Origin of the sequence: Agarivorans aestuarii (assembly GCF_019670125.1) — a bacterium.
Taxonomy (GTDB): domain Bacteria; phylum Pseudomonadota; class Gammaproteobacteria; order Enterobacterales; family Celerinatantimonadaceae; genus Agarivorans; species Agarivorans aestuarii.
This window is the reverse complement of the sequence record NZ_AP023033.1, coordinates 559,209-569,943: the sequence shown is the minus strand read 5'-3', so window position 1 is coordinate 569,943 and position 10,735 is coordinate 559,209. Positions and strand designations below refer to the sequence as shown.

Here is a 10,735-nt window from a genome sequence, read left to right as displayed (position 1 = left end):
GTTAAGGAGTAATCTAAAAGTCATTCGTACCCCTTCACCGACTACTTACCCCAAGCCGTTTTTGATCGCGAAAGGTACTAGTTCACTCGCATTGTTCAGATTTAGTATCTCAACCATTTTGTACTTGTGAAATTCGACAGTTCGGTGTGAAACGTTAAGAATGCTTGCTATGTCCTTAATCGATTGACTCTCTGCCAAGAGTTGTAAGATTTGCCGTTGGCGCGCGTTTAATACATTTAAGGGGTCATACTCTTCACGCTTGCCACTCTTGTATGCCTCCATAATATCAGCGGCTAAGGTTGGAGTGATGTAGGTTTTGTTCATCAACACTGTCTTAATTGCGATCAAAAGCTCTTCGGGGGCAGCGTGCTTTAACAAATAGCCATGGACACCAATATCTAAGGCTTTCATGGCAAACTTGACTTCTGGCAGCATGGTGAGCAAGATCACTTTAGTCTCCAGCCCTGAGGACAGAATTTGCTCGGCAGCGTTAATACCGTTCATGATTGGCATTGATATGTCCGAAACAATAACATCTGGCTTAAGCTTTTTAGCCAGTTGAACTAACTGATTTCCGTCCTCTGCAATATCCAGCACATCGTATTGCGCAGTTAGTAGTTTTTTTATGCCTTCCACCACTAAAGCGTGATCATCAGCCAGTAAAATTGTTTTTTTTTCCATTTCATACCTATGATCCAGCGTTTGTGTTCAACTGCTGAATTACAGGCCTCTCCAGTTGATGAGGACAGCATGAATATCTCTGGAATTGTACTGCATTGTATGGTCGACTGCTACATATTCAATACTTTAACAAGCACTGTCCGGATACTGCACCTGGGAGATATGATCTTCCCCCTTAACATTGATTAAAGCTTCTTGAGCTCTGCGCGATTCCTGCCCAACTCTTTAGCTCTGTACAGAGCATTGTCGGCAACGTTTATCAACTTAGAACTGGTGGTATCCTGTTCGGGCACCATACTCACAGCGCCTACAGACACCGTAACGAACTTTGAGATACTCGAGTTTGGATGAGATATACCCGCGTTTTCTATTACTTCACAGACTTTAGTAGGGATATCTTCAACATTATCTATTTCCGTTTCAGATAAAATCGCTGCAAACTCTTCTCCACCGTACCTAGCTACTAAGTCGCCAGCTCTTTTGAAATGAGCTTCTAGTGCCGCTGCTATTTGCATAAGACACTGGTCACCTAATTGGTGGCCTGCCGAGTCGTTTAGCCTTTTAAAGTAATCAACATCTATTAGTAATAAAGATAAAGACTTAAGATTGCGCTTATGTCTACGTAGTTCTCTACTCAGCGTTTGGTCGAATACGCGACGGTTGGCGACCTGGGTGAGTGGATCGATGTACGACAGGTCTTTTAGTTCGGAAATGACTTGGCTTAGGTTGTCATTCATCTCGTTGAATGACTTTGCTAGCTGACCAATTTCGTCTTTCGAAAACACTTTTGCCCGCACATCTGATTTACCAGCTTTAATATGTTTAGCAACTTCTGAGAGTTCAAGGATGGGGTTTACGATCTTGTTTCTCACTTGAAAAAAAGAGTATAAGAAGTAGAGCGCAAGCCCCACCATTAAGTACATTGCTATAGCTTCATATTTATCTTGCTGAGCTCTTGCTCGCTCTAGGTATAGTGCGGTGCGGCTATCAATATGTTCATAAAACTGTTCAATGGGATGCATTATCGCTGCCTTGGCTTGGTGGTAGTCGACACTATGCAACAGTTTTATGGCCAAAGCTTGGTCTGGCTCTCCATGGCGGGTGTAAAGCCCCTCGTCATCTGTATACACCCCTTTCATAGCGTATAACGCTTCCGTTTCTATTACCGCTAAACGGTTGGAGCGATTCAGAGCGCGCTCTAATATATTCAATTCGTCTTCCGTACCACCTAATCGTTTAAACAAGTCGACGTAACTAACAGCGTCACCTGTGATTACCTCGAAGTTCTCGCCAAGGGCTGTAATATAGTCCCAATAAACTTCGTCATAGTTAGCTGGCCGCGGGGCTTTACCGTTACGAATATCAATAATATCGTGAAAATACTTCTCGTAGCGCTGCTCACCTGTCGCGACGTAAGTTCTGGCCATACGAGTGAGGTCATCGGAGCTTTGTCGAAGATGGTCGGCTAGCCTAAGAGAATCGAGCCTAACTTTCTCGGCTTCGGTAGTTGCTTGGCTATGATGATTAATACGTTCAATGCAAAACCACACAGCGGTTAGCATAGCTGTAAGAAAAATGAAAAGTGTTATAAATCGAGTTTTTATGTTCATTATAAGGCGAAGTCCATTTGCTTACTCATGTTGTAACTGTATATGGGTTTAACATGCTTTCCTCGCCGCTAAGTATATTGTGATGGTAGTACCTAGTAGCCTGTGCGCAATATGAAAAGTTAATTAATGTGAATAGGACATTATTTATCTATTCAATGGGGAATTAGCCCAAGCTTGCAATTCTACGAAAATAATGGAGCCTCAAGCGCAGTAAACTACCGAGGCTAATTTGAATAACAAATAGGATGTTAGGCTTTATAAGCTTGGTCTACAGATTGACGGAAGGACTGAGCCCAGCTATCAAAAGTCTGTTCTACATCAGCCCATGTGGACCAAGGAGTAGAGTTAAGGAAGCGGGATCCTCTAGACTGCATAACTGCTACCGCATCAATGCGCTCGCTGGCCGCTTCACGGAACACCGTCTCTATAGTTACTTCTCCCACACTTAGCGCGAATGGGGCTAATACCGTTGTGACATTAGCTACCGCTGAAGGCGCGCTTACTCCTGAAATCTTAAAGGTGATCCGCAGCGTATTATCAGTAGTTTCACCACCAATTTGGTATCCAGCTTTAGAGAGTTCTTCGCTGACTGACTTAGCTAAATATTGCTGCATCTTAGCGATACTTTCTGCGTTATCTTTGTTCACATAACGTTCGCCATCAACCACGATTACCGGGTCAATAATAAAGTTATCGTACTCTCTGAGACTAGCAGCACCGGGGCGAACGTAAACCACACTAGGTGCATGGCTATGATCCAATACTAGGCCGTCTGTTTCAGCAACGGGTTGGTAACCTTGTACTTGTACCGGCTTCGCGCTACAGGCTGCCAGCACGGTAACAAGGCCAAACGCGAGTGGAATGCGAGTTAAGTTGCTAAGTAGTTTCATTGGGTCGTCTCTAATGAGTATGTCGGGTAGTGTTGAGGAAGCGCACTTGTGGCTAAGTTCGATCTGAGTCTAAGCTCAACCACAAGGCGCAGGTTCTTTCGTTATGTTTAGAATTTGTAGCTAAGGCCGGCTGTTACCACATAGTCGTCTGATTCATAGAAATCGATATTTGAACTGGTGGTGTTCAAGCCAGAAAGTGATACGAAGTTCCAGTTGTCCCATCCCATAACGTTGGCGTACTCATAGGCGACGAACAGCTTGTAGTGGTCGTCTTTTCGAGTCTTGTCAAAGATTGGGTTAACCGCATCGTATTCGGTTTTACCAAAGCCAGCGGTTAGGGCCAATGAATGCGCGTTGTGTGCCATGTAGTAGGTTAGCTCGGTTTCATAACGTTCATAACTTGCTGCTGCGCCTACTGCATCGTTCTGAGTATAGCTAAATGCAGGAACGAGTGCCGAGCTTTGGCCAATTTGGAAGGCGTAGCTACCCTTGGCGTAGTAAACGTCAGCATCACGGTGCAAGCTGTTGAACTCAATTTGCTCGTTATCAATTTCAGTCTTACCCACGCCCAAGTCTAGTGAAAAGCCACTGCCCATGATTTGGTTAAGCTTTACGCGGTAGGCGTAACCATCAACATCAGTCTCGGTACGTGCGTTTTGAGTATCATATGGATTAGCCCAAACCTCACCAGAAAGTACGGTCGGCAAAAATGCTAGGTCAACTTGGGTGCCATTGGCAAAATCATATTGGTAACCCACTTCAAATGCTAAGTCACCCACAGCCAAGTCATCACGTGAAGTACCTAAATAAACGCGCTGATTGCGCTGCTGTCCCAAGTCATAACTTAGGCTTCCTAATGGAATAACAATAAAGTCGTCTTGAGTCTCTCCGTTTCCATTGCGGTTATCTAAACGTGCATTGTTCTCTGTACTTAAGTTTGAGTTGGTAGAGGTGTAGCCGCCAAGCAGGAATACCTCTCCACTAAAGCGCGATGTTTCTGCAGAAAACGCATTAAGCGAAAACGTTGAGCTAATGGCTAATGCTAATAGTGTAGTTTTATTCATTTTTATATCTCTTCAAATAAGTGCACAAGTTGGTGTGCTGTTTAAGTTGGAAATGATTGTATTTATTTGGGTAGGTTTTAGTACGGTTTAGAGAAATTCAACTTTGCTATTTGGCTTACGATTTTAAAGCCATTAAGGAACGCCAATTTTGGGTTTCTCTAAGTCATTTTTTTATTTTTGTTTTCTATCTAATCTCTGGCTTGTTTTCGCCATGTTAACAATGTGGTGCTTAAGAGTGTTTTAGAGGATAGATAATGAGTATATATATTGCGTTTTTATTTACTGGGATTGTTTCAATGCTGTTTATTTCTTTATTAAGGTTTCTGGAAGAAAGGAAAGAATCAAATAAATCACCTGAAGAATGAACATGAATTAAACAAGGGGAAGTTAGGCCAATTTAAGAGAGGGATTTTAGAAGATAGTCAAATTGGCTATCAGCAGTGTCATGGATAACAAACTACCCGAAATTTTAGTTGCTAGGTGTTTGGCCTGGTAGTAGCAAATTAGGAACCATCTCATGACTATTAGCACTGCAGCAGTAGCGATCAACAGCAAAGCATTTTTTTCAACATGGCAACGAGCGCAACTCGTAAAATGTTTACAAGTATTAGCCTTAATAGTGGCTTTAGTTAGCACTAGTGTTGTGGCCCAAGATAAGTCATCTACTTATCAGTCAGTAAATTCTCGTAATAGCTACTTTGCTTTAACTATGGGGTCGGGCATCACCAACGTTGAAGGTGTGGATAAAGAAGATAAGAAACAAAATCACCGTTCATTTGATGTACGTTTTGGCCAGTATTTAACAGATAGTGTCCGTTTAGACTTTGTGCATGCTAATGAGGGCCATCCTTACAACCACCATCGAGATGGTTTTTCTACCCAGCTAGTTTACACCCCTATGTTGACTAAAACAGCCAGATTAGAACTTGGTAGTGGCCCTTACTTTTCATTTGATACCACTAGAAATGCCCAAGGTGTAGAGCTTAACGAAAAACGTTTGGGCATGGTGAGCACTGTAGCCTTGGTTTATCCCATTAATTACATCGGAACGGGTGCCCATATACGGGGCCAATGGAACAATTATCTAATTCCAGATAGGCCAACCAGTAACTCCTTTTTAGTGGGGTTTGGTATTGATATCGATAATGGCAGTAATCAAGTTAAGCAAGGTGGGAACGGATTTATTAATGAGGTGTGGGTGTCGTTAGCAAATACTAAAATTAATCATGGTGGTCCAGAAACCACTGTGGGCTATAGCGTTGAAGGTGCTCATCGTTTCTCAAACAATTACGCAGTATCACTAGGTTGGTTAGACGAGGGTGGTGATAGTGGGTGGACTGAACGCCGCGGTATTACCGCTCAAGTTTGGCGCTTTATTCCACTAGGAAGCCACCTTGAAGGACGATTCGGTGCCGGACCTTACTTTGCCCAAGACAAATATGAGCACGCTAGCGCTTTTGACACAAAGGGAGTTGTCACCATTGGGGTGAACTATTACCCACATTGGCGTAATACTCAAACTTGGTTTGTTGGTGGTAGTTTAACCAGAGTAATTGATAAAAAAGGTTATGAAAATGATGCTGACATAGCGCGACTGACTATCGGTTATCGATTCTAAAAACAAGCCAACAATAATTGAAGATATATGGCGAATAAACGACTATATTCTATTAGGAAAGTGCACTTGGTTTGAGAACACATTTATCAACTTGGTCCCCAATCGGTTCCCCAAGTGTGCAACAACACCTGTGTTTATGGGCGTCTTCACTTTCAGTATCGGAAAGTTGTTTATTTTCAATGAATCCATGGTGCTTTTATCCATAAATCAAATTTAGTTGACCACTACATGTAGCTCTCCATTTTTTGTGTACTCCCTACTTATCAGTTTAATGTTTTAAGCAAATCTGCAATTATTTATATACCGTTTAGAAATATAAACCCTATTTTTTTATATCTATTCGTGCGGTAATTTTCGCGATACTTGTCTCTAACTTTGTTTGTCGGTTTATTTAATCCGCTACATTGATTCTATCATTGTGGACTTTCTAGGCTTGCATCACCATTATCAGCAGGTGTGTATTTTAGGTATATCCCAAATAACATTGCCAAACTAGTGGGTTTACAAAGGGAAGATAAGTGTGCAAACACTTTATATAACCAAAATGAATAAATGAACCGCTACATGCTTCCTTTTGTTCTAAAGATAGCCGCAAAACCACTTCTAGAGTTAAACTAGGACTAGGGAGACTCTAAATATGGAAAACGGTATGAACAATTCTCCCAGCGGAACACTACTAAATAAATCACAAGTTGCGGCAAAAACAGGATTGAGCGCTTCCACAATCTATCGACTATGCCAAGCAGGTAAATTCCCAAAACCTGTTCGTTTGTCAGAGCGTCGGGTAGCTTGGAAAAAAGAGGATGTTGAAAAATGGTTCGAAGACTTAAATTACGCATAATGCACGATCCTATGGCTGCGTCATTCCATTTAAACAATATCATTAACAATTGACACTGGTGTCAGTTGTTAACTCATTATCGAACAATTTCGAATTAGTAACTCGGATTGAATCCACCTACTTCGGATAACCTGCATTTAGGTAAATCGAAGTAGATGGTGTCGCTATTGAGAGTATTGCTGATGCAGCTATAAGGTGTGATATTGCTTATTCATAGTGAGAATGCTTAGTGTCTTAAATTGCCTGTCCCAGTGATTAAATGACAGTCATCCTCCCTTCAAACTAGCCTCATTTATGCTAACCCATCTAAGTTATAGCACTGATTTAACTTAATTCTTCTACTTTACGAGCTTTAAGAAACTTCATGAGTTTCTATGAATAGCAGGAGCGATGATTAAGGGTCACTGCAAATGCTAAACATCCGTCCCAATATTGACTAAGCTAAAAATCATATATTACTTCATGAGAGCGCTTAGGCTCTGCACTCTTTACTAACTACTATCTCACCTTGTTCCATATCTGCCTTGATGCTTAATGTATGTTTTGGATATTCAAGCGTCAGCTCAAGAGCTTGCTCGATCCAAACAAACTGCTGAACTTGAATATTAGCTTGTTCACTCAAATCGTGGATCACCGCCACTTTAAAATGCTCATCGACAGAGCGAACAATAGAGTAAGCTAAATCTGTGGTTGCAGGATTATCAGGCGCATAGCCGCGTACCAAGCTGGCTGAACTATTAGTTATAATATGCTGATTAAACGCCGTTTGTTCTTGTATATCGTAACTAAGCTTGTAGCTTTCATCAATTTGTTGCTGATGGCATTGCACCATTCTGGCTAATGGTCCCTGCATCGGGTTATCACATTTATGAGTGGCATCTAATTGTTTGTGTTTCCCTCGAACATGCCAAACTAGATCTAGCTGCCTGCCCTTTGAGTTATCAACATCGTTAAACTCAATGAGCAAGTCTCCTAGCCATAACAATTGACGACGATACTTAAGGCCGCGATACGCCTCTTCATCCCATTGCACAATAGTATGGCTATCTACAACAGGCAGCTCTCCGCGCCAATCTACCTCCACATCCAACCAAGTAAATTTGTCTGTTACCAAAAATTTATTTACTTTAGGCGTGGCTGGGGGCTGATTTTTTTGCTCAACGGCCAGGGTATTATGGGTAAGCGTATTTTTGTAATATTGGTAATGCAATTCAGCCCCATAGCCGGTGGTACCAAGGTCAGGCAAAATTTCTTTCCCTTTGCGGCTTATGATCAGGCCCAGTTGGTCATAATGATCATGTTCCCCGCCATAAGGAGCATGCTTAACCAATAACATGTTATCCCGAGTGTTATCATGCATGATAGTAATACCAGATTGCTCAGCGTGAATACTGTTGCAGGCTAAAGGCTTAGCCGGAGGCAGTTCCTCAACACCATAGAGTAAAGCCTCAATATTGTGACGCTCTTCTGCTTGATAAATAGTTTGTAATGCCGAAGCAAACAGGGGGTCTCGGTACTCTCGGTAAGCAAACTCAAATATATGACTATGGGTGAGCCTCTCTTGACCAGCAATACAGTCATTCAATCGAGGGAAGTTGCCAGTATTGATGAGAAGCTTCAGTGGAAAGGCCATCATTAGCTGGAGCTTAGGTTGATCTTTTAGAGAATACTGAGTTTTACAGGCAATTTTTTCAAAATTAAGCAAGGCTTGTAGAGCATAGTAATGATAGTGAATAGAGCCTTCAAACCACAATCCATCGCCTTTAACGCCATTTTCTAATTGGTATTTAAGGCCATAAGGTGTATTGACCGCAAACTCTACTAGCTGCTCATTATCGATGATTAAACCGATTACACCAATGGTCGCTGAAATTTTCATTTCATGATTATGCAGTTGGTCACTACGGTGCTGCATTAAAAATTCAGCGCCCTCCAACAATAAGCGTTTCTCGACATAAAGCTGTTCTTCACGATCTAAATCTTCTTTTATAAAATCGTAACCGCGAGCGAAATCGATATTACAGTTTGCCTCGCACAAGGTTTGAGCATTGGCTTTACCAGGACCATTATAAGGGATCCCTCCATGCTCTTGGTAATCAGGGTAAAACTCGGCGTAAGCTAATAAGATCTCTCTAACCTTATGCAAATAACGTTCGTTTTTAGTAATTTGCCAAAGTAGCCCTAAATCATTGCAAGCTTTCGAATTCAATCCATTCAGCCAGCGCCACCATGCGCCATCATAGGGCTCGCCAGTTAATACTTCACCATCAACTGGGCAAACATGCTCTGTTGGCTTATTTCTATCCCAAGTTAAGCGCACACCGTGTTTTGGGCAAAAGTAGTATAGATTCCAAGTGGCCCTAGCGTCTGGTGGCACGAGCGTTTCAGACTCTAGTACTACAGAGTTATCAGCAATAATTTGATCAATGATCTCTTGATTTGCATGCTTTCGTATAACCGCCATTTCTTTTTCAGTAAACTGCAACATAATGAATACCTATACATCACCTAACCGGTGTGGAAAATTAAAATACTGCCTGGCATTTCTATAACAAATATTTTCTACGGTTTGCTTAATTAGCGCTTGGTCGTTAGGCATATATCCTTTATCAATCCACTCGCCTAAGAGATTGCATAAAATGCGACGAAAGTAGTCATGCCGCGACATAGATAAAACACTTCTAGAGTCTGTCAACATGCCAACAAAGCGACCAAGAGCCCCCAAGTTAGCAAGATCCTTAAGCTGCTTTTCAATTCCAGATTGATGATCATTAAACCACCAAGCTGCGCCCAATTGGATTTTTCCTGGCTGTGCATCACTGTCTTGAAATGCACCAATAATAGAGCCTAAGACCACGTTATCTTTTGGATTTAGGCTATACAAAATCGTTTGAGGTAAACAGCGATCCTCTTCCAACAAGTTGAGTAGCTTACATAAGCTTTCAGCGATCGCATTGTCACCTATAACACTAAAACCAGTACCCTTTCCCAACGTATTGCAACGACGCTTATTTACATTACTCAACACTCCAATATGCAACTGCATAGACCACCCATGCTGATGACAGGCCTTTCCTAAAGCGTGAAAAATAGCAGTTTTAAATTGTGTCTCTGCCAGCTTACTTAAGTTCTCTCCGCCAATCAGTTTGGCTATCGAATCATCTAAGTCTGCATAAGAATATTCAGCAAAATCAATAACCTTTAAGCCCAAATCAGATAAGCGACAGTTATTGGCGGCAAAATAATCAATACGGGAATAAATGGCCTTGAGGTAAGAACTAAAATCACTAATCACCACTCCGCTAACTTGGCTCAATGATTCAAGCATATTAAGAAACAATTTGGGTTCCTCAATGGCTAGTAAGTCATCAGCACGAAAAGTGGGTAGCACCTGAACAGGATAGTCTGAGGCTGCAAGTTGTTGGTGATAAACCAAGTTACTAAGAGGACTGTCAGTGGTACATAGTAGTTCTACTTTACTGTCAATAAGTAAACGCCGTACCGAATGAGAGCTAGACTGCAATAAATCATTACACCGCCGCCATATTTCATCACAATTGTCGGGGTTGAGCAGCAGGTCAATATTAAAGTACTTTTTTAGCTCATAATGACACCAATGATATAAGGGATTACCGACCAAATAAGGAATTGTTTCACACCACTTTTCAAACTTACTGTAAGCATCCGCCCCTCCAGTAATATAGAACTCATCAACGCCATTACTGCGTAATGCCCGCCATAAATAGTGATCGCGACTCAACCAAGCATCTGCAATATTTTGGTACTGGTAGTCGTTCCAGATATCCTGAGCCTCTAAATGGTTATGGAAATCAATAATAGGCATTGACTCAGCGTAGCTATGGTAAAGCGTTTCAGCTGTATTCCCTTGTAACAAAAAGTTTGGATGTATAAATACCGACATAATTAGGTTTTTTAATAAGTGATTGGAAAATAACTAATTGATTTAAAGTTATTTTCTAAGAACTTATGGATTCAACACGAAACAAAGGCCTAGAGAGGTTTTAAGCTCT

The 10,735-nt window shown here is 41.6% G+C and carries 8 protein-coding genes; 2 read left to right on the top strand and 6 right to left on the bottom strand.

The annotated features are described in order from the left end of the window. Window positions 1-45: 45 nt before the first annotated feature. The 4 genes from K5609_RS02745 to K5609_RS02730 all read right to left on the bottom strand — a co-directional run bounded on the left by K5609_RS02745 (window position 46) and on the right by K5609_RS02730 (window position 4,245). The gene (locus K5609_RS02745; RefSeq protein ID WP_221075851.1) at window positions 46-681 is read right to left on the bottom strand and encodes a response regulator; all 636 of its coding nucleotides are present in this window, start codon (window positions 679-681) and stop codon (window positions 46-48) included. A 185-nt stretch (window positions 682-866) separates the two neighbouring features. Beyond that, window positions 867-2,291 carry a diguanylate cyclase gene (locus K5609_RS02740; protein ID WP_221075850.1) on the bottom strand — a complete coding sequence of 475 codons (1,425 nt, stop codon included), beginning with the start codon at window positions 2,289-2,291 and terminating at the stop codon, window positions 867-869. Between the two features lie 248 nt (window positions 2,292-2,539). Beyond that, on the bottom strand, window positions 2,540-3,181 hold the full coding sequence (locus tag K5609_RS02735) for a DUF3313 family protein (protein WP_221075849.1): 642 nt from the start codon (window positions 3,179-3,181) through the stop codon (window positions 2,540-2,542). A gap of 107 nt (window positions 3,182-3,288) precedes the next feature. After that, window positions 3,289-4,245, bottom strand: a complete 957-nt coding sequence (locus K5609_RS02730) for a DUF2860 domain-containing protein (RefSeq protein ID WP_221075848.1) — start codon at window positions 4,243-4,245, stop codon at window positions 3,289-3,291. Window positions 4,246-4,762: 517 nt separating this feature from the next. Between K5609_RS02730 and K5609_RS02725 the strand changes: the two genes are divergently transcribed. Together K5609_RS02725 and K5609_RS02720 are read left to right on the top strand one after the other, a co-directional pair. After that, entirely contained in the window at window positions 4,763-5,863 is a 1,101-nt protein-coding gene (locus tag K5609_RS02725; RefSeq protein WP_221075847.1) for a hypothetical protein, read from the top strand. 637 nt (window positions 5,864-6,500) lie between these two features. Then, on the top strand, window positions 6,501-6,704 hold the full coding sequence (locus tag K5609_RS02720; protein ID WP_220719132.1) for a helix-turn-helix transcriptional regulator: 204 nt from the start codon (window positions 6,501-6,503) through the stop codon (window positions 6,702-6,704). A 472-nt stretch (window positions 6,705-7,176) separates the two neighbouring features. Here K5609_RS02720 and K5609_RS02715 read toward each other — a convergent pair whose 3' ends face one another. Together K5609_RS02715 and uxaC are read right to left on the bottom strand one after the other, a co-directional pair. Further along, complete coding sequence (locus K5609_RS02715) at window positions 7,177-9,192, bottom strand: heparinase II/III domain-containing protein (protein WP_221075846.1); 2,016 nt, start codon at window positions 9,190-9,192, stop codon at window positions 7,177-7,179. 9 nt (window positions 9,193-9,201) lie between these two features. Then, entirely contained in the window at window positions 9,202-10,626 is a 1,425-nt protein-coding gene (uxaC, locus tag K5609_RS02710) for a glucuronate isomerase (protein WP_220719134.1), read from the bottom strand. Between the last annotated feature and the right edge of the window lie 109 nt (window positions 10,627-10,735).

What these genes read in the sequence shown, in the direction of transcription:
- K5609_RS02745 (WP_221075851.1), bottom strand. Translation starts at nt 681, where the DNA reads ATGGAAAAAAAAACAATTTTACTGGCTGATGATCACGCTTTAGTGGTG.
- K5609_RS02740 (WP_221075850.1), bottom strand. Translation starts at nt 2,291, where the DNA reads ATGAACATAAAAACTCGATTTATAACACTTTTCATTTTTCTTACAGCT.
- K5609_RS02735 (WP_221075849.1), bottom strand. Translation starts at nt 3,181, where the DNA reads ATGAAACTACTTAGCAACTTAACTCGCATTCCACTCGCGTTTGGCCTT.
- K5609_RS02730 (WP_221075848.1), bottom strand. Translation starts at nt 4,245, where the DNA reads ATGAATAAAACTACACTATTAGCATTAGCCATTAGCTCAACGTTTTCG.
- K5609_RS02725 (WP_221075847.1), top strand. Translation starts at nt 4,763, where the DNA reads ATGACTATTAGCACTGCAGCAGTAGCGATCAACAGCAAAGCATTTTTT.
- K5609_RS02720 (WP_220719132.1), top strand. Translation starts at nt 6,501, where the DNA reads ATGGAAAACGGTATGAACAATTCTCCCAGCGGAACACTACTAAATAAA.
- K5609_RS02715 (WP_221075846.1), bottom strand. Translation starts at nt 9,192, where the DNA reads ATGTTGCAGTTTACTGAAAAAGAAATGGCGGTTATACGAAAGCATGCA.
- uxaC (WP_220719134.1), bottom strand. Translation starts at nt 10,626, where the DNA reads ATGTCGGTATTTATACATCCAAACTTTTTGTTACAAGGGAATACAGCT.